Raw genomic sequence first — 18,270 nt, forward strand, 5'->3', positions numbered from 1 at the left:
CCCTTCACAACACAGGGGGTGGGGCGTCGAAGAAGAAGGCGGGATGGCGCTCTCGCGGGGGACAGGCCTGGAGTGGAAGGGGCCCCTTGGGAAGGCTCCCGGAGGGCCTGGCCGCTGCTCCTCAGCGCCAGCTCGCACCCACTGGGAATGTAGGCTGAACACGACGCCGGCGGACACGCGGGCGCATCTTGGGGGGATGGGGGTGTCGTCAGACTCCCCCGGTTTGGGTGCCTATGCTGTTGACGATCAAAGACCTTTCTGAACAGCTACGAATTAAACCCGCGACCCTCTACGCCTGGGCCGCGCATGGCAAGATCCCCTGCCGAAAGATTCATGGGTTACTCCGGTTTGATCAAAACGACATAGACTGCTGGCTCGCTTCCTTCGCTCCCCCACCGTACGTACCGCCCCAGATCGGGAACCGGAGGGCTGACAAGTCCGACCTCGACCGGCTCATTGCGAGCGCAAAACGCGAGGTCTATACTTCCGGCCACGGGGAAACTAGACCGAGATCAAGCCTCATCAGGAAGGAGGAGCATGATGGGGCTCTTGAAGCGGAATAAGGTCTGGTGGATGAGTTTTATGTATCAAGGGCGACAAGTTCGACGTACGACGGGTACGACGGACAAACGCACGGCCGAATCGATCCTGTGCAAGGTGAAGGTGCAAATTGCTGAAGGTCGGTTCTTTGAGAGGCGTGAGGAACAGGAACGCACTTTTGGGGAAATGATGGATCGGTATCTCAAAGAGCGGTCGGTTCTGAAAGCGCCAAAGAGCCACCAGCGTGACTGTCAGGTCTTGAACCATCTCCGGCCTGTGTTCGGAGCATCGGTGCTGGCCGAGGTCACGCCGAAGGTGCTGGCGGGCTACAAGACCCAACGGCGACTAGAGAACGCGGCTCCTGCCACGATCAACAAGGAGCTACAGCTCGTCCGTCATGCGTTCAACGTGGCAATGCGCGAATGGGAGTGGTGCCGGGAGAACCCCATGCACCGAGTCTCGCTAGAGCAAGTGCGGAACGAAGTGGATCGTTGGCTGACGGCCAACGAAGAGGAGAGCCTCATCGCCTCGTCCTCGCCCTGGCTTCGAGAGATTATCGGTTTCGCGCTGAACACGGGCATGCGTCAAGGAGAGATCCTCAACCTGCAATGGCAGGACGTGGATTTTGCGCGAGGGATCCTCATGGTGATGAAGAGCAAGAACGGAACTCGCCGCACGATCCCCTTGAATGCGACCGTGTACGAGCTGTTAGCGGCTAAGCAAGCCACGACGGGAGCCTCATCCGGTCCCGTGTTCAGAACCCCGCTCGGGCATGAACTCCAAGTACGCTACTTGGTTCGGGAGTTTTGCGAGGCACGCAATCGGGCAGGCATTCCAGACTTCCGCTTCCACGACATGCGGCACACGTTCGCCACGCGATTAGTACAACGTGGCGTGGATTTGTACAAGGTACAACGTCTGCTGGGTCACAAGACCAGCTTGATGACGCAACGGTATGCGCATCATTCGCCGGAGAGCTTGCGAGACGGCGTGAATGTCCTGGATCAGCCGCAACCGGAGCGATTTAGCACAAATTTAGCACAAGGACCGATTTTGAGCGGTCTTGCGAGAGCGAGGACTCTCGCAAGTTACTGATTTTCTGTGGTGAGCCGGCTGGGGGTCGAACCCAGGACCCTCGCCTTAAAAGGGCGATGCTCTACCAGCTGAGCTACCGGCTCACAAAATGGCGGGTGCGAATTCTACCACTGAAGATCGGTCTATGCCTAGAGAGGAAATCAATTTCTTACCGCGCGCGGGAACGGGTCTTGAGCGGATTGCGCAGAATGATGGTTTCGCTACGCTTCGAACCGGTCGAAATAATATCGATGGGACATTCGGCGATCTCCTCCAGATACTGGAGATAGCGCTTGGCCTCCGCGGGAAGCTGCTTGTAGGCGGTCGCGCCGGAGGTGGAGCCGGACCAGCCCTTGAACGTCTTATAGACCGGCTCGCACTCGGTCAGGACCTGAAGATCGGAGGGCATGTCGCGATGGAGCTTCCCTTGATAGCGATAGCCGGTGCATACTTTTAATTCTTTGCAGCCGTCGAGCACGTCCAGTTTCGTGACGGCCAATGACGTGAGTCCATTCACCTTGGTGGCGTAACGCATGACGACGCCATCGAACCAGCCGCAGCGGCGCGCGCGTCCCGTCGTCGAGCCGAATTCTTTTCCTCTGGCCTGGAGCCCGCCTCCCACTTCATCGGTCAATTCCGTGGGGAAGGGCCCGCTGCCGACGCGTGTCGTGTAGGCTTTGACGATCCCGAGGACCGCGTCGATCTTCGTCGGTCCCACGCCGCTGCCCGTCGAGGCGCCGCCGGCCGTTGAGCTGGAAGAGGTCACGAAGGGATAGGTGCCGAAGTCCACATCCAAATGCGTCCCTTGCGCCCCTTCGAACAAGACGGTCTTCTTTCCGTCGACCATCTTATTGACGAGCATGACCGTATCGACGATATGGCTCTTGAGCCGATCGGCATAGCCCATATACTGCTGGAAGACTTTTTCGACTTCGAACCGCTCCATCTTATAGAGCTTCTCGGCAAACCAATTGACTTCGACCAGATTCTCTTCGAGTTTGGTGCGAAAGGCCTTGGGATTGAGCAGATCCCCCATACGAATCCCGATTCGCGCCATCTTGTCGGCATAGGAAGGGCCGATGCCACGCCCCGTCGTACCGATTCTGCGAGAGCCTTTCGACTGTTCCGCTGCCTTGTCGATAGCCTTGTGATAGGGCAGGATGAGATGGGCGCGCTGACTAACGACAAAATTCTTGCCGATCTTCACTCCTTGAGTCTGGAGATGATCCATCTCCTCGATCAAGGAGGCCGGGTCCACGACGACCCCGTTCCCGATCACACAGAGCGTGCCGCGATAGAGGATACCTGAGGGGATGAGGTGAAACACGAAGGTGCCACGGTCATTGATCACGGTGTGCCCGGCATTGGACCCGCCCTGATAACGCACGACGGCATCGACGTCGCGGGCCAAGATATCCACGATCTTGCCCTTGCCTTCGTCGCCCCACTGCGCCCCGATGACTACGAGATTTCCCATCGCCTGAAATGCTCCCAAAAAAAGAGCCCTGGCCAACCGGGGGCCAGAGCGGAGGAGCCATGGTAGGGGTGGCACTGTGGTTTGTCAAGAACCGTCATTGCCAAATCGTTCCTAGTACCGTCCCTTTACTCACCCCCTCACCTTCAAGGGCAGGCCCAACCCGTCTCTTCTTGCGCGCGTCGAACGAGGGGAGTCTTCGACCGCGCGTTCCGCGAGCACGAGAGGCGATTGGGCCTGCTCGCTCTCCTTTTCTTGACTGCCGAGGGAAAGCCATGTTAGCATCAGCGCTGTTTCACGAGGATTTTCGCTTATTTCCAAGTCCATCGATGTGGGGCTGTAGCGCAGTTGGGAGCGCGCGTGAATGGCATTCACGAGGTCGCCGGTTCAATCCCGGCCAGCTCCACCAAAATAATCACGCAGGCTCAGCAAACCTCGACATCCACCCCTAATCACCGAATGACCATCGGCTCCTCCCGGTAAGCGCGATCCGCCTGGTTCACGAAATTTCTCATGCTCCAAATCGAATCCGTCTATAAACAATATTCCACGAGAGTGCTGCTTGAGGGCGCCACGGCGCATCTCCGCCCCGGTTCGCGGGTCGGCCTGGTGGGGCCTAACGGCGCCGGCAAAACGACTCTCTTCCGCATGATCCTCGAGGAGGAGTCGCCGGACAAGGGCACTATCCGCAAACGGCCCAGGCTCCGCATCGGCTATCTCCCGCAGGAGCTCGAAACCATCACGGGCAAAAACGTGCTGGACGCCACGCACCGCGACATCTATCCCGAGCATGAAGCCGAACGCATCCTCATGGGATTGGGATTTTCGGAGCTCGACTTCGGGCGTGAAGTCGAAAAGCTGTCAGGCGGCTATCGGATGCGCGTCGCCTTGGCACATCTGCTGCTGAGCAAGCCTGACGTGCTGATGCTCGACGAGCCGACCAACCACTTGGACAAACCGACGCAGCGCTGGTTCGAGCAATTCCTCCTGGACTCGGAAATGACGCTGCTAATCATCAGCCACGACACGGAATTTCTCAATCGTGTCGTCACCCACATCTGGGACCTCCGGCACCACAAGATCGAAGAATATCGCGGCAACTATACCTCGTTCCAAAAAATCCGCGCCGAACGGGACGCGCAGCAAGAAGCCGCCGCGGGACGCCAGGCCAAAGAAGTCGCGCGGGTTCAAACCTTCGTGGATCGATTCCGCTACCAGGCGAACAAAGCCAGCCAGGTCCAATCGCGCATCAAACAGCTTGATAAGGTCAAGATGATTGAGGTGAAGCGCGATCCCAAGCGGGTGAAGTTCAAATTCCCCATCCCCCCACCGAGCGGCCGGCAGGTGCTAGAGCTCCAGGGCGCGTCCAAACGCTATGGCGAAAAAGTGGTCTACGAGAAAGTCGACTGTTCGATCGAACGGGGCCAGCGCGTGGCGTTGGTAGGAGAAAACGGGGCGGGCAAAAGCACGCTGCTCAAGATGCTGGCCGGAGTGCTGGAGCCGGACAACGGCAAACGGTCTATCGGCCATGGTGTCACCCTGCACTACTTCGCCCAACACCAGGCAGAAACGCTGAACCCGGAACATACGATCCTGGAGTCCCTCGCCGAGGTTTCCAACCAGGCGGAAACGAATTTCCTCCGCGGGATTGCCGGCGCCTTCCTGTTTACCGGCGACGATCAAAAGAAACCGATCAAGGCCCTGAGCGGAGGCGAACGCAACCGCGTTGCGCTCGCACGGATGCTGGTCGAACCAGCCAATACCCTGCTGCTCGACGAACCGACCAACCACCTCGATCCGGCGTCGGTCGACATGCTCACCGACGCCCTCTCGGACTTTCCCGGCACGATCATCTTCATTTCACACGACCCGACCTTTCTGACCAGAGTCTGCACGCGCGTCATTGAAATCGAAGAGGGCAAGGCCCGCAGCTTCACCGGCGACTATGAATATTACTTGTGGAAGAAGGCGCAGGAAATCGAATCCATCAAGGAATCGAGCGAGGATCTGAAGGGGGCGGATCGCGGGAAAACCGTCGGACCGACCAAGGCCATGTTGTCGCAGACTCAGGCCAAACCCTCAGCCGGAGAGCGCCGCGATCTGAGTAAGACCCAGGCCCGCCTGGAGAAGCAAATCGTCAAAGCTGAAGCCGATATCGCCGAATGCGAGACGAAGATTAAAGCGCGGGACCTCGAGCTAGCCAACCCGGCACTCTACAAAGATGAATCCACCAAGTGGAGCGTGCTGCAAACGGAATACGAGGGCTGGAAGAGTGAGCTGGCGCGGCTCACAACCAGGTGGGAAACGCTCTCAGCCGAACTGGAAGGCGTCAAACAAAAGCTGACGGCTTACGCGTAACAGACTACGGCAGACTGCTCAAAAAGTCCGTCCAGCAAGGCCGCAGCGAGTGAAGGCCTGAGGCGTACCCCTAGGGTACGTTGAAGGTCTGAACGACGCGAGAACGAAGCTGGCGGACTTTTTCAGCAGTCTGCTAGGTGGAGGATTTGACCGTTTCTTCGAGGTAGTAAGACAACCAGCGGTTCTTTTCTTTCGTGACCAGCTCGTCCCAGACGACGCCGATCAGAAACCCCTTCTCCCACGGCTTGACCCAAGCCACTTTCCCGTCGAGCCGCTCCATCTGCTCTGCACGATCAGAATCCAGAAACGCCAATGACACGGTCACAGGCAGGGCCATCGCCAACTTCTCTTTCGTGTGCAAGCCTGCGCCGACTCTATTGACGTTATCCAATACGGCCGTCATCGCCTTGGCTCCACTTTTCGGGGAAATCAGCGCTGAGCCAACCAGCGTCGCCCGAACGAACTTACGCCGTTCATTCGTGGCTGCGATCAATCCACCATTTTTTTGATCCTGCCGCTTCACAGGCCTAAGTATAACCGATTAGAAATCTTTGTCCACCGCCAGATAATACAACAATTACGCGCTCTTAGGCCGATAGTACCGACGGCCCTTGAGCGATTCAGGGAGATGATCCTGCCCCCTGGCCTGGGGATCGTCATGGACATAGCGATAGCCTTTCCCGTACCCGAACCCCTTCATCATCGATGTCACGGCATTCCGTAAATGGAGAGGGACTCCCAGATTTCCATGAGATTTTGCATCTTCCATGGCTTCAAGTAATCCGACGTAGGAGGCATTATCTTTGGGCCTGGTGGCGAGATAGGTTGTTCCTTGAGCTAAGTTGATCTGTGCCTCTGGAAGCCCCACAAACTGCACAGCCTGAGCGACTGCGGTCGCCACCACCAACCCCATCGGATCGGCATTCCCTACGTCCTCAGAGGCAAAGATCACCAGGCGTCTCGCAATGAATTTCGGGTCCTCCCCTCCTTCCAACATCCGGGCAAGCCAATAGAGGGCTCCATCAGGATCGGAATCGCGGAGGCTCTTAATGTAGGCGGAGATGACGTTGTAATGTTCTTCACCGGACTTGTCGTACCGGATCGACTTCTTCATTAGCGCGGCTTCCAGCGCCGCTCCATCGATCAGGCGAGTCCCGTCAGGCCCGGCCTGCTGCTGCCGGACCACAAAATCTAGCGCCGTCAGAAGCGCCCTGGCATCGCCGTTGCCATAGGCAATCAATCGTTCCTGGGCCTCAGGGGACAGGCTGGCCTTCCACTTCCCCAATCCGATCTCAGAATCTGTGAGCGCCCGGTCCAGGATCTGCCCGAGCGCCTCGGGTGAAAGGGACTTGAGCACGATAACCAAAGAGCGAGACAGAAGGGGTGAAATCACTTCGAAGGAAGGGTTCTCCGTCGTCGCCCCGACCAGGATGATCGTCCCCCGCTCAACATGGGGAAGAAAGGCGTCCTGCTGCGCCTTATTGAACCGATGGATTTCGTCGACAAAGAGGATGGTTCGTTGACCGTTGATGGCCTGGCGTTGCTCCGCGGTCTTGATGATGGCCCGCAGTTCCGGCACCCCCCCTGTGACCGCCGAGAAGGGCACGAACTGCGCTTTGGTATGGCGCGCGACGAGATGAGCCAGCGTGGTTTTGCCGGAGCCAGGCGGCCCCCAGAAGATGACGGAGGACAATTGATCCGCCTCGATGGCCCTCCGCAAGGGCCGATCCGGCGCCGTGATGTCATCCTGCCCGACGAAATCCGCGAACTCACGAGGCCTCAAACGCTCGGCCAAGGGAGCCTCAACGGACTTCCCCCCTTCGGGAGTGCCAAATAAATCGGGAGTCTGATCGTGAGCAGTCATCATCTCACAGGCTGCAGGAAGACTATGGCGGCACGCCGGCACGTCACTCGTTCACCCAACGTAGGCAACTAATCGGAATCGCCGACGCTGCCACGGCGGATGAGCTTCAAAAACTCCAGCCTGGTTTGCGGCTGACTGCGGAAGGCGCCGAGCATGGAGCTCGTGACCGCGGTGGTATTCTGTTTTTCGACGCCCCGCATCATCATGCAGAGGTGCCGCGCTTCGACGACCACGCCCACTCCATGGGCATTGAGCTTGGATTTGAGCGTTTCGGCGATCTGGACGGTCAACCGTTCCTGGACTTGGAGCCGTCTCGCAAAGGTGTCCACGATGCGAGGAATCTTGCTGAGCCCCACCACCTTCTTGTTGGGCAGATACCCCACATGGACCTTGCCGTAGAAGGGCAGAAGATGATGTTCGCACATGCTGAAGAAATCGATGTCCTTCACGATCACCATCTCGTCGTACTCGATGGGAAAGAGCGCGCCGTTTAAGAGGTGGTCAATGTCCCGCTGATACCCCTGAGTCATGAAAGCGAGGGCCTTGGCCACTCGCTCAGGAGTCTTCACAAGCCCGTTCCGGCCTGGCTTTTCGCCGAGCGCGAGCAACATTTCCGTCACCAGGGATTGCAGCACATCCAGATCCACTGGTTTGCCGCTCCCGTTGACGTCTTCAACCTGTCGCTGCCCCCGCCGCTTGACTGCCTGCTTAGCCATGCCGTCCCTCTCTGAGCACCGGGGCCTGACTCGACGACCCCGCATACTCGAAATAATTGTCGCGCGTTTCGATCAATCCAACTTTTTCCAACTGTCCGGCTGGAAGGTGCTTCACGAGGAGATCCCAGATCAGCAGCACCAGGTTTTCCCCCGTTGTGGTGCAATCGGCAAATTCAGGATCGAGGTTGAGATCGTGATGGTCGAATCTGGCGACCACCTGCTCGCCGACAACCTGATCCAACCGACCGAGATCGAAGCCCCCCCTTGGCGCTGCCGACACAGCACTCTGCACCGTCACCAACACGACATAGTTATGGCCATGCCCGTTGGGATTATTGCATTTCCCGAACGCCGCCCAGTTTTCTTCTGGCGATAAATGATCCGTGTGCAGCCGATGGGCCGCACAGAACCGATATCGTCTCGTCACGCTTGCCTGGGCCATCGTGGATTCAGCTCACATCCAGCTCAAAAAAGAAAAGCCAGGGCTGCCCGAGACTCGGACAATCCTGGCTTCCCCTCACAGTCAACCTACCAACTCGCGCCACACCAGCGCCCATGCCTTAGGCGCTGAAAGAGCTGCCGCAGCCACAGGTCGTCTTCGCTTGCGGATTTTTGATCGCAAACCCGGAGCCCTGCAGACTATCGACATAATCGACCTCAGCGCCTTGCAAGAGCGGGGCGCTCTGCGAATCCATGATGACCTTCACTTCATTCTTTTCGAACACCGTGTCGTCATCGCCCATCTTCGATTCGAAGGCCATGCCGTATTGGTAGCCATGGCATCCGCCGCCTTTGACGTAGACGCGCAACCCGATGATATCTTTCTCTTCCACCATTAATTCTTTAATCTTTTGTTCCGCAATCGCCGTAATCGTCAACATTAGGATCCTCCTCTTGTGACCAGGCCGTCATTCGAAAACCTGCCTGGAATGACTTAGTGTAACACCTCTCTACCGAATTTCAATACCCTGCGACTCAGACTGCCCCGTCGTGGGCGCCACCCACTTACCTTCGGGCACTAACACCACCACGTCTCCCAGCACCTTGGCCTGGCACCCGAGGCGGTGCCACGGCTCGCTGAGGGCTTCCCGATCGAGAAGATCCTGCTCGTCGAAATCAATCTCCGACAGGTTCTCCGTGCCGATCTGCACTTCCACCCGACAGGTCGTGCATGAGGCATTCCCGCCGCAATCATTATTCAACACAAACCCGAGCAGCTTCGACGCCTCCAGCAGTGACGTATTGAGCTCAACCTCTCCGCTTTTGCCCTGAGGATGGAGAAACGTCACGCGCGGCATCGCCACTCCCTCCTAATGCGCCGCTGCACCAGCCGCTACCGGCTGATAGGGGCAACGCTGCAAACGGATATGCTCATCAAACTCGTGGCGGAACAATTTCACACTGCTCTGGACCAGCACGGCTGCGCCGGTCACCAACGTGCAATAGCCGGTCCCCTTCACAAACCCGCAGAGCTGGAGGAGGCTATCCATGTCCTTCTGCGTCCCCTCGCCCTGCTCGATCTTGGTCAGCAGCGCGGCAAGATTGATCGTGCCCATCCGACAGGGAGGACACTGACCACAACTCTCGCCCTTAAAGAAGTTCGAAAAATGCAGGGTCTTCGCCACCATACAGGTCGCATCATCGACCACGATCATGCCGGCTGACCCCAGCCCTGTGCCGGCCTTCTTCAAGGAATCGAAATCCATCGTCAGGTCGAGCTGATCGGCTGTAACCATCGAAAAGGCCGGGCCACCGGGAAAGACCGCCTTGATCTTACGCCCACCCGGCACGCCGCCGCCGCATGTATCAATCAGTTCCCGGATCGTGATCCCCATTGGCCGCTCGTACACGCCTGGCTTGTTGATGGCGCCACTGAGCGAGAACATCATCGTGCCGGGACACTTTTCCGTACCAACCTGCGTGAACCAGGCCGCACCCTTCTGGAGGATCCTCGGAATGTTGCAGAGGGTTTCAACGTTGTTGACCAGCGTCGGTTTTCCGTACAGGCCGAAATCTGTCGGGTAAAACGGCGGCTTCTGTCTCGGCATCGCCGGCCGCCCTTGCATCGATTCAAGCATCGCGGTCTCTTCACCAGCCACGTAGCTTCCATAGCCGTCGAAGATTTGCAGGTCGAGATCCATCCCGCTGCCCATGGCATTCTTGCCCAGGAAGCCCCGCTCCTTCGCCTGCGCCAAGGCCTTCTTCAGATTCTCCCGCTCTTCCTCATACTCATGATTCAGATAGATGAAGGCCGCCTTAGCTTGCACCGTATAGGCCGCGATGAGGCAGCCTTCGATGAGCTGATGGGGCGCCTGCTTGAGCATATAGCGGTCCTTAAACGTGCCGGGCTCATGCTCACCTGCGTTGCAGACGAAGTAATGTTCTTTGACCCGGTGGTTGAGGACCTTTTCCCACTTGATGCCGGTGGGGAAGCCGGCGCCCCCGCGCCCACGGAGTCCGGCCTTCTTCAGTTCATTGACGATATCGGTGGCGCTCAGCTCTTTGACGCACTTCTTCCAGGCCTCGTAGCCCCCGATTTTCAGATAGGCATCGATATCCCAAGGGGGCCCGTCAAGTGTTTGGAGAACTCGTGCGTCAGTTGCGGTCGTCATGCGCCATTCCTCACCCATTTGGCTCAAAGTATGGAGCGATACTATAAAGTGCCTCGCCCATCTTCGTCAAGGCAATGACCCGATAATAGGCCTGAATCTCAACGACTTAGGGCCACTGCCCCATAGGGAACTGGGCATATTGGCCATTTGAGCCGGTTGCGTGAATGCTGGAGGGTCTCAGCGAGGGGGGAATGAGTTGATCGCCGGCGGGCTTTCCCGTCGGCGATCAGAGAAAATCCTACTTGAGGTGGCTGCCGGCAGCCATAAACAACAGCATGGGAATCGACAACATAAAATTGACCCGCGACGCGAGGAGCGCCGTCCGGCCCCATTGGGCCATTTCCGCCGGCGCCGGGGTTCCCTGAGCTGCCGCTGCCGCAGTCACCGCCGCGATGATCTTCTTCTGGTTCGGCCAAATGATTGCGTGGACGTTGGCCATCATGATGATACCCAAGACGCCACCGATCATGAGCGCGGTCGCGCCTGCGCCGCCCTGCATGCCATAGGTTTTCGCGTACAAGAGGATCCCGGCCAGCACCGTGACCGTGGCGCCATAACGGAACCAGTTCAACGCGGCAGGCATCAACTTGGGAATCACGATATTCTTGGTTGGACCGTCCAGACTCTTCAGGAAGGCGGCATTGATGAGGTTGAAGAAATACAACAGTCCGATCCAGGTGATCCCGGCTAGAAAGTGAACCCAGCGCAACAACAGACCGGCCCAGTCTGCCTCGCCGACCCCAACACCGGCCATACCGAGATACCCCACCATCAACACTGCGGTCAGCGCAAACCCTGCGCCGATCGTCTGCATCGGATTCTCAAGAAATTTCATTATGTCTCCTTAGTTTCAGTGAACTGCTCCGCGCATTCTGTACTGTAGGCCCGCTTCGCTTGTCAAGCGAACGAAGCTCGTCACGCGTCAACCGTCATTCGTCAACCGAGGCACCGCTTCCATTTTCGCGTCGATTGGCGCATGACGATTGACGGTTTCCCCTATGCCATCAACCGGTCGACGGTCGCGCAGAGTTCGCGCACCGCGCGAGCAGAATTTTCCAGCCCCGCCTGTTCTTCCGCCGTCAGCTCATATTCGACCACCTGCTCCGCCCCGCCCCGGCCCAGCTTAACCGGCACCCCGACCACGACATCCTTCAATCCATATTCGCCCTCGCAGAGCACCGCACAGGGCAACACTCGCTTCTGATCCTTCATGATCGCCTCGACCATGTCGACCGCCGAAGCGGACGGGGCATAGAACGCGCTGCCGGTCTTTAAGAGGCCGACGATTTCGGCGCCCCCTTCACGAGTCCGCTTCACGATCGCCTCCAACCGCTCCTTCGACATCAACTCGGACACAGGCTTTCCCTTCACTGTCGTATAGCGCGACAGGGGCACCATCGTATCCCCATGCCCCCCCAGCACCATCGCATCCACATCGGGACCTGGCACACTCAACTCGGCGGCAATGAAGGAACGCATACGGGCGGAATCGAGCACCCCCGCCATCCCCAGGACCCGTGATTTCGGCAAGCCACTGACGCGGCGCGCCACATGGACCATCGCATCCAACGGGTTGGTGACGAGAATCAGAATAACGTTCGGCGAGCGGGAGACCAGCTCCGAAACGACCGACTTCACGATCTTGGCATTCGTGGCCAACAACTCGTCGCGGCTCATCCCCGGCTTGCGAGGGATGCCCGACGTAATCACCGCCACCGCCGAGCCGGCCGTTTCATCGTAGCCGTTGGTGCCGACAACGCGGGTGCCATAGCCGCAGACAGGCCCGGCCTGCGTGATATCGAGCGCCTTGCCTTGCGGAACCCCCTCGACGATGTCGACGAGCACGACCTCGTAAGCGTCCTTCTCCGCCAGCCGCTGCGCCGTCGTGCCGCCGACGTTTCCCGCCCCCACCACCGTAATCTTGGGTCTTCCCATCATCTACTCCTCGTCAAACGTGAGACGTGAAACGTAAAACGTGAAACGCAGGCCCCCCTGACGTCTCACCTTTCACCTCTCACGGATGTTCGTGCTCCGTCCAGCCCGCAACTTTGAAATTGATGGTGCAGACGAAATTTTCACCATCGTAGAAATTGACCTTGATCTTCTTCTTGCCATAAGTCTTGGCCAGAAAGCCATCCGGATCATCGACCAACTCCTGATACCCGCCCGCCGGATACTCGCCGAGGTCGTGGAAGACCACGATCATCCCGACTTTGACTTCCTGTAACAGCTTGGCCCAGCAGCGGGGATAGACCTCCCAAAACTTGGCCTCGATCATTTCCTTCGTCGGCTCCGGGCGATCCTCCCCCGGCTTGGTCGGCTGCGCGAACTTCGCCAGCCGACGGACATAGGGATACTGATTCCCCGTAAACAGCTTGTGCAGCCAGGGCGGCACTGCCGGTCGCTCAGTTTCGTTGCTCATGTATCTTCTCTGCCCCTTAATTCTGTTAGGTCGTGAGCCGTTGATAGATCTTCGGCAATCGCTTCGGCAAGGCTTCGATGTGATCGATGACCGCGAACTGCACGTCCCCGTACATTCGCCGGACATACCCATCGGCCTCCCGATCGATCGTGATACAAAACGGATGCACCCCCCGCTGACGCGCCTCGCGCAAGGCCGCCTTCGTGTCTTCCAGCGAATACTCGTCCTTGTAGCCGTCGTCGAGCGGGCGCCCATCGCTGATGAGGACGAGTAGTCTCGTCCGCGCCTCTCGTTCCAGTAATTTGGCCGTGGCATGGCGAATGGCCGCCCCATCGCGGTTCTGCTGCATAGGCACCAGGCCGCCCAGCCGCTGCGCAGCCTTCCCGCTCAACCGGTCGTCGAAATCCTTGACCACCAGAAAGTCCACTTGCCCGCGGCCCTGGCCCGAATAGCCATAGAGCGCATATTGATCTCCGACCGATTCCAGCGCTTCGCACAAAAGGACCAGCCCCTCTTTCTCCAGATCGATCACGCGGCGCCCACTCTCCAACTGGCGGCTGGTGGACCCGCTCACATCGACCAGAAATGCAGCCGCGACATCCCGCTCTTTCCGTTCACGTCTGACGTAAATCCGGTCCGACAGGTCTGCTCCCGCCGCCCGCTCCGCGCACATCCGCACCGCCGCATCCACGTCCAGTTCGTCGCCGTCCGCTTGGCCCGGCACGCGCCGCAACCCCGGCGGCCGCAACCCTTCGAAGAACCGTCGCAGGGCCGAGACCTCGCTCCGATGCTCGCTCAAAGTGGCGCTCACGATATCCCCGCTCCCCTCCTCCGCGGCACGTTCAACGACGCGGCACCAGTTGAGGCGGTAGTCGTCGATCCTCTGGTCCCATTCCGGATAACGTACCGCGCGATCGCCAGGTCCTGCATGATCAACCGGCGCCGGCTGCTCGACCTTCACGTCCAGGAGCTCTTCCACCTGGGAGGGCAACTGCCGTCCCCCGGTAAGCCGATCACCTTCCGTCTCCGTGCGCGTGCCCCCTCGATTCTGCTGACCCTGAGACGAGGATTCCTGCGACCCGCCTGCCGCGCTCGCCATACGCTGAATCTCTTCCGACTGTGGTTGATCATCCTGCATCCGCCCATCCTGTGCATTCTGCCTGATGAACTCGGGATTCATCGCTCCACGATAAACCCAGTTGGTGACGGGACGATAATCCTCGCCACTCTGGTCTGATACGGAAGGGCCCACGCCCACCTCCTCCAACGCATCATCGGCTTGCGCTCCCTGGATCATGGCGCCCTTCGGCGCCAACAGCTCTTCCAGCCGCACATACAGCACATGAGCCAGGCGCACCGATTCTTCCGCTGTCGCCGTGGGAACCAGAATCGCCTGGCACAGGGGCCAGAGAATGGCGATCTCGTCCTTGATGGCTTCGTGAATCGCGATGGGCTGCGAAGCCGCGGTCGAAAGCTGGAGCAGTTGATCGACGACGAGTTCCTTGACGGTCAGCCCGTGCGTCAGCGACCTGGTCTCGATAGATTCCCGCGCCAATTGCTGGAGATCCCGTTGTAGTCCCGGGTACTCCCGCTGCAACAGAAACTCCACCCTCGCATCCTCCACAAGCATCCATAAATCCTGGATCAAGCCCGGATGGGGATAGAAACGAAAGAGCGATGCCAAACTGTCCGGCTCGGCCTGTTTCGTACGGCCATACTTCTGCCGCAGAACCACAATCAAATCGGCGAATGGCGCAAGGGTCAGCCGATAGGTCCCGAACTCCACATGCCCCGCTTCATGAGCTGCCATGACCAGATACAGTCGCGTATTTTCTTCAGCCGTGGGATAGCGGCGGAGGAGCGATGGCAGCGAAATGGTGCGCCCGTCCTGGCTCACCGTCGCGCGCGCAAGCGTCTCCTGACTCAGCGAGTCGGGAAGCGCCTGAATCGTCATGTCCATCCCACAGAGCCCCTGCACGAACAGCTTCACGGTCCTGGCCACCTGCCTGAGCGGCACACCGCTCAAGGCTGTTTCCACCGAGGTCAGGGCCTTCTGCGACTCCAGGGCAAAGTAGGCCCTAGCTCCTTCGACGCTGTAGGCCAGGACTTCCATCCCGGCCGTGAACCAGGCCTCGAAGCGGGCCTTGGCCTCCGCAGATTCGCCGATCAGGCTTACCAATTCAGGCGCGCGCCGCAAATAGGCCAGCGCCGTCTCCGCATCGCGTTCTGCGAGCAAGGCCCCATATTGCAAGACCTTGAGCCGCCAGGCCTCATTCGGCACGACGCGCAACAGGCGGGGCGACTCCGACAGCCAGGCAATGCCAGACGCAGGATCGCGCTCAGCCAGCAACGAACCGACCGTGACGACCTTGGCCCTCACCGATGGGTCTTCGAGATCGCCGAGGATGAGCGGACTGGAGCGGAGAAATTCGATGGTCCCGAAATAGTCCGTCTTGCCGAAACTGTTCTGAGAAATCAGTTTCAGCCCGAACGTCGCCCAGGCCCTGGCCTCCTGAAGAGGCAACACGCGGGCGACCGCAGGAATTTGACGGATGTACTCCAGCGCCACGACAAAATCGACCTGGGTCAATTCGAACCCGACCTCCAGCCAGGCTCCCAATTGATCCGGCGCGATGACCGTCACCACCTCCGGCGAGACACGGAGGAATTCCAGCGCGACGTTCGCATCCTGCTCGGCCAGCTCCAGGGCAGTTTTCAGCACCAGCGACCGAGCTGATGGTGAATCGATCAGACCCAGGACCAGCGGGCTCTCTTTAAAATACTTCAACCCGATCGCACCGGAGGATCCGGCTAACGCAATCCCCAAATCCAGCCAGGCCACCGCATCGCTCAACCGATCCCGCCATTGCAAATCCGGGAACGACTCGATGGCGGCACGAGTAACTTTCGAAGAAATCTCCTCCAGCTCGTCGAACAGCAGCAACACGCCCTCCACCTGATTCGGTTTCGCGGAAGCCCCGGCGAGATCAGCGACCAGCTGCTGAGCCGGAACAGCCCCCAGCTCCTCGGCCAGTTTCGCGATCAATTGTTGATGAGTATCCGACATCTCGGTTCTCGGTCCATTCAGACAAATGTACAGGAAGTAATGGGAAGTACCGGATTGTAAAGGACGCCCTGGCGCTTGTAAACTACGCGCTTGCGCGCAGACATGGGGCAAAAGGCCCGAGGCTAGAGGGTGGGAATCGGGTTTGCCTCTCGCCCCTGGCCCTTCGCCTCTAGCCTATCGAAAGGATTTCGGAATGGCCGAGCCCAAGCCAGAGAGTATCGAGAAAATATTGAAGTTCGTGAAGGGATTCGCGGAGAAAAGCGGAACCTCTATGCACCCGACTCCCGCCGTCACCGAAGCCGTCGTCAAAGGCCTCGCGATGCATATCGATGAGCTGGGAAAACCCCTCTGCCCCTGCAACTTCTACAAGGATAAACAGGCAGAAGCCAAACTCCGCCGGTGGATGTGCGCCTGCGACGAAATGCAGATCTACAAATATTGCCACTGCCTGTTATTCGTGAAGGACGACGGCATGCCGATTACGGAATATCTTCCGGAAGGCCACGAAGGGCGGGAAATCTACGGCCTCGTCACAGACCCAACCCCCGACAAGGGCCGAGCCCTGAAACACAAAGCCGCGCAGACCTCTCCTCTCCCCTCCGACACAGACTCGAAATAAACACCCGCGCAGCCCTTCTTCCCCGCTTTTTCACTCACCCCGTGGCGGGGCGGAGGGAGCGACCTCCACCCCTCACCCCCTCACGACTTCTGCGGCCCCAGGTTCAAGCGAGCCAGCACCAGCTGCGAGGTGACTCCTTTAAGCAGGACACGTTTGTGCCGACCGCTCGCACCGGATTGGATCTGCACCGAACTGGAAGGGATCGAGAGTTGGCTGGCTAAGAACCGGATCAATTCGTCGTTGGCTGCGCCCTCGACCGGAGGCGCGGCCACGCGGATCTTGATCGCGTCGCCATGGAAGCCCACACATTCGGTGCGGGAAGCTTTCGGCTGGATATGAACGGAAAGGACCGCCCCGGCTTTGCTGTCCTGCACAATGAGCGCATTCATCTGTGATAGAGCCAACAGCCTAACAAAGCTTGCTCATTTACGTTGTCCCAGGATGCTCAAAAAGACCGTCCAACAAGGCCGCAGCGAGCGACCCTTCACTTGGGCGGTTGGGACGACCCCAACTGCGCGCGTCCAACGAGGGTCTTCTGAGACCGCGCGTTGCGCGAGCACAGGGATCACCCCAGCCGCCCCACTCCGTTTTTCAGCATCCTGGAATGGATTAGAAAATGGCCTTCACCAACTCCAGAATGCTGCGCTGCATATCGGGATCGTCGGTGATCGGACGAGCAATCGCGACATCGCAGGCCCGGTCGGTAGCTACACCCTGCCGGATGAGGGTTCCGGCATAGATCAGCAATCTAGTGCTGACCCCTTCTTCCAACCCATGGTTTTTGAGGTTCCGCACCTTGCCCGCCAGCTTGACCAACTTGGCCGCCAGGTCGCGATCGACCCCCGCTTCCCGCTCGACCACGGTGGTTTCAATGTCGGGCGCCGGATAGTCGAACTGAATCGCCATGAAACGCTGCTTCGTGCTTTGCTTCAAATCCTTGAGCACGCTCTGGTACCCGGGGTTGTAGGAAATGACGAGGAGGAAATTGTCAGCCGCTTCGATCACCTGCCCTTTTTTTTCGATCGGCAACAGACGGCGATCGTCGCTCAGGGGATGGATGATGACCGTCGTGTCCTTCCGCGCCTCGACGATTTCGTCCAGATAGACGATCGCGCCATGTTTCACGCCGAGCGTCAGGGGCCCATCGACCCAGACCGTCTCTTGGCCCTTGAGCAGATACCGACCCACGAGATCTGAGGCGGTAAGGTCTTCATGGCAGGCTACCGTGATCAAGGGGCGACCAAGCCGGTAGGCCATATGCTGGACGAAGCGAGTCTTGCCGCAGCCGGTCGGCCCCTTGAGCATGACCGGCATCTTGCTGTTCGCCGCAATCGTAAACAGACCGATCTCGCCATGGACCTCCGCGTAGAAGGGCTCCCGCTCGATCCGATATTGCTCAACGTCAACTTCGCGTGACTGCTGACTCATGGTTTCTGCCCTTGTTGGTTGACACGATGTTGCACTGTGGTACGGCACGATAAACGGAACCGAGGATGAAGATCAAGCAATCAGGCAGGATGCTGA

Annotated in this window: 18 protein-coding genes and 2 tRNA genes; 5 read left to right on the plus strand and 15 right to left on the minus strand. The window is 58.9% G+C overall.

Translation table 11 applies throughout. The features are described from left to right. Nucleotides 1–233: 233 nt before the first annotated feature. Nucleotides 234–563: a helix-turn-helix domain-containing protein gene (locus tag NT179_08650; GenBank protein ID MCX5722082.1), complete on the plus strand. Its 330-nt coding sequence runs from the start codon at nucleotides 234–236 to the stop codon at nucleotides 561–563. Beyond that, on the plus strand, nucleotides 538–1,635 hold the full coding sequence (locus NT179_08655) for a site-specific integrase (protein ID MCX5722083.1): 1,098 nt from the start codon (nucleotides 538–540) through the stop codon (nucleotides 1,633–1,635). The genes NT179_08650 and NT179_08655 overlap by 26 nt, the downstream gene beginning before the upstream one ends. A 7-nt stretch (nucleotides 1,636–1,642) precedes the next feature. On the opposite strand, the gene NT179_08660 is transcribed toward NT179_08655, so the two are convergent. Both NT179_08660 and NT179_08665 read right to left on the minus strand, forming a co-directional pair. After that, nucleotides 1,643–1,718 (minus strand) — tRNA-Lys (locus NT179_08660). A gap of 65 nt (nucleotides 1,719–1,783) precedes the next feature. Continuing rightward, nucleotides 1,784–3,091: an adenylosuccinate synthase gene (locus NT179_08665; GenBank protein MCX5722084.1), complete on the minus strand. Its 1,308-nt coding sequence runs from the start codon at nucleotides 3,089–3,091 to the stop codon at nucleotides 1,784–1,786. Nucleotides 3,092–3,421: 330 nt separating this feature from the next. Between NT179_08665 and NT179_08670 the strand changes: the two genes are divergently transcribed. Further along, a tRNA-Ala gene (locus tag NT179_08670) sits at nucleotides 3,422–3,497 on the plus strand. A 104-nt stretch (nucleotides 3,498–3,601) separates the two neighbouring features. Further along, the gene (locus NT179_08675; GenBank protein MCX5722085.1) at nucleotides 3,602–5,446 is read left to right on the plus strand and encodes an ABC-F family ATP-binding cassette domain-containing protein; all 1,845 of its coding nucleotides are present in this window, start codon (nucleotides 3,602–3,604) and stop codon (nucleotides 5,444–5,446) included. A 133-nt stretch (nucleotides 5,447–5,579) separates the two neighbouring features. On the opposite strand, the gene NT179_08680 is transcribed toward NT179_08675, so the two are convergent. The 11 genes from NT179_08680 to NT179_08730 form a co-directional block, all read right to left on the minus strand. After that, on the minus strand, nucleotides 5,580–5,969 hold the full coding sequence (locus tag NT179_08680; GenBank protein ID MCX5722086.1) for a PilZ domain-containing protein: 390 nt from the start codon (nucleotides 5,967–5,969) through the stop codon (nucleotides 5,580–5,582). A gap of 54 nt (nucleotides 5,970–6,023) precedes the next feature. Next, nucleotides 6,024–7,313 (minus strand): replication-associated recombination protein A, encoded by a 1,290-nt coding sequence (locus tag NT179_08685; GenBank protein MCX5722087.1) that lies wholly within the window; start codon nucleotides 7,311–7,313, stop codon nucleotides 6,024–6,026. Between the two features lie 65 nt (nucleotides 7,314–7,378). Then, nucleotides 7,379–8,026: a GTP cyclohydrolase I FolE gene (folE, locus tag NT179_08690; GenBank protein ID MCX5722088.1), complete on the minus strand. Its 648-nt coding sequence runs from the start codon at nucleotides 8,024–8,026 to the stop codon at nucleotides 7,379–7,381. Continuing rightward, nucleotides 8,019–8,468: a 6-carboxytetrahydropterin synthase gene (locus tag NT179_08695; GenBank protein MCX5722089.1), complete on the minus strand. Its 450-nt coding sequence runs from the start codon at nucleotides 8,466–8,468 to the stop codon at nucleotides 8,019–8,021. The genes folE and NT179_08695 overlap by 8 nt, the downstream gene beginning before the upstream one ends. Before the next feature lie 118 nt (nucleotides 8,469–8,586). Then, nucleotides 8,587–8,907: an iron-sulfur cluster insertion protein ErpA gene (gene erpA, locus NT179_08700; protein MCX5722090.1), complete on the minus strand. Its 321-nt coding sequence runs from the start codon at nucleotides 8,905–8,907 to the stop codon at nucleotides 8,587–8,589. Nucleotides 8,908–8,976: 69 nt separating this feature from the next. Then, a complete protein-coding gene (locus NT179_08705; GenBank protein MCX5722091.1) occupies nucleotides 8,977–9,324 on the minus strand; it encodes a 2Fe-2S iron-sulfur cluster-binding protein in 348 nt (115 codons plus the stop codon). Nucleotides 9,325–9,336: 12 nt separating this feature from the next. Then, on the minus strand, nucleotides 9,337–10,638 hold the full coding sequence (gene nuoF, locus NT179_08710; protein MCX5722092.1) for an NADH-quinone oxidoreductase subunit NuoF: 1,302 nt from the start codon (nucleotides 10,636–10,638) through the stop codon (nucleotides 9,337–9,339). A 238-nt stretch (nucleotides 10,639–10,876) separates the two neighbouring features. Next, nucleotides 10,877–11,473, minus strand: a complete 597-nt coding sequence (locus tag NT179_08715; protein ID MCX5722093.1) for a urate hydroxylase PuuD — start codon at nucleotides 11,471–11,473, stop codon at nucleotides 10,877–10,879. 161 nt (nucleotides 11,474–11,634) lie between these two features. Further along, nucleotides 11,635–12,573, minus strand: coding sequence for a malate dehydrogenase (gene mdh / locus NT179_08720; GenBank protein ID MCX5722094.1), 939 nt, complete (start codon nucleotides 12,571–12,573; stop codon nucleotides 11,635–11,637). Nucleotides 12,574–12,652: 79 nt separating this feature from the next. Continuing rightward, nucleotides 12,653–13,060, minus strand: a complete 408-nt coding sequence (locus NT179_08725; GenBank protein MCX5722095.1) for a hypothetical protein — start codon at nucleotides 13,058–13,060, stop codon at nucleotides 12,653–12,655. Between the two features lie 25 nt (nucleotides 13,061–13,085). Continuing rightward, complete coding sequence (locus NT179_08730; GenBank protein MCX5722096.1) at nucleotides 13,086–16,127, minus strand: VWA domain-containing protein; 3,042 nt, start codon at nucleotides 16,125–16,127, stop codon at nucleotides 13,086–13,088. A 193-nt stretch (nucleotides 16,128–16,320) separates the two neighbouring features. On the opposite strand from NT179_08730, the gene NT179_08735 reads away from it, so the two are divergent. Next, nucleotides 16,321–16,746 carry a ferredoxin:thioredoxin reductase gene (locus NT179_08735; GenBank protein MCX5722097.1) on the plus strand — a complete coding sequence of 142 codons (426 nt, stop codon included), beginning with the start codon at nucleotides 16,321–16,323 and terminating at the stop codon, nucleotides 16,744–16,746. A gap of 80 nt (nucleotides 16,747–16,826) precedes the next feature. On the opposite strand, the gene NT179_08740 is transcribed toward NT179_08735, so the two are convergent. Together NT179_08740 and NT179_08745 are read right to left on the minus strand one after the other, a co-directional pair. Further along, complete coding sequence (locus NT179_08740; protein ID MCX5722098.1) at nucleotides 16,827–17,135, minus strand: DUF167 domain-containing protein; 309 nt, start codon at nucleotides 17,133–17,135, stop codon at nucleotides 16,827–16,829. Nucleotides 17,136–17,355: 220 nt separating this feature from the next. Continuing rightward, nucleotides 17,356–18,174 carry a CbbQ/NirQ/NorQ/GpvN family protein gene (locus NT179_08745; GenBank protein MCX5722099.1) on the minus strand — a complete coding sequence of 273 codons (819 nt, stop codon included), beginning with the start codon at nucleotides 18,172–18,174 and terminating at the stop codon, nucleotides 17,356–17,358. Nucleotides 18,175–18,270 lie beyond the last annotated feature (96 nt).

The organism is Nitrospirota bacterium, assembly GCA_026387665.1.
In the GTDB taxonomy this organism is placed as follows: Bacteria; Nitrospirota; Nitrospiria; order Nitrospirales; family Nitrospiraceae; genus Palsa-1315.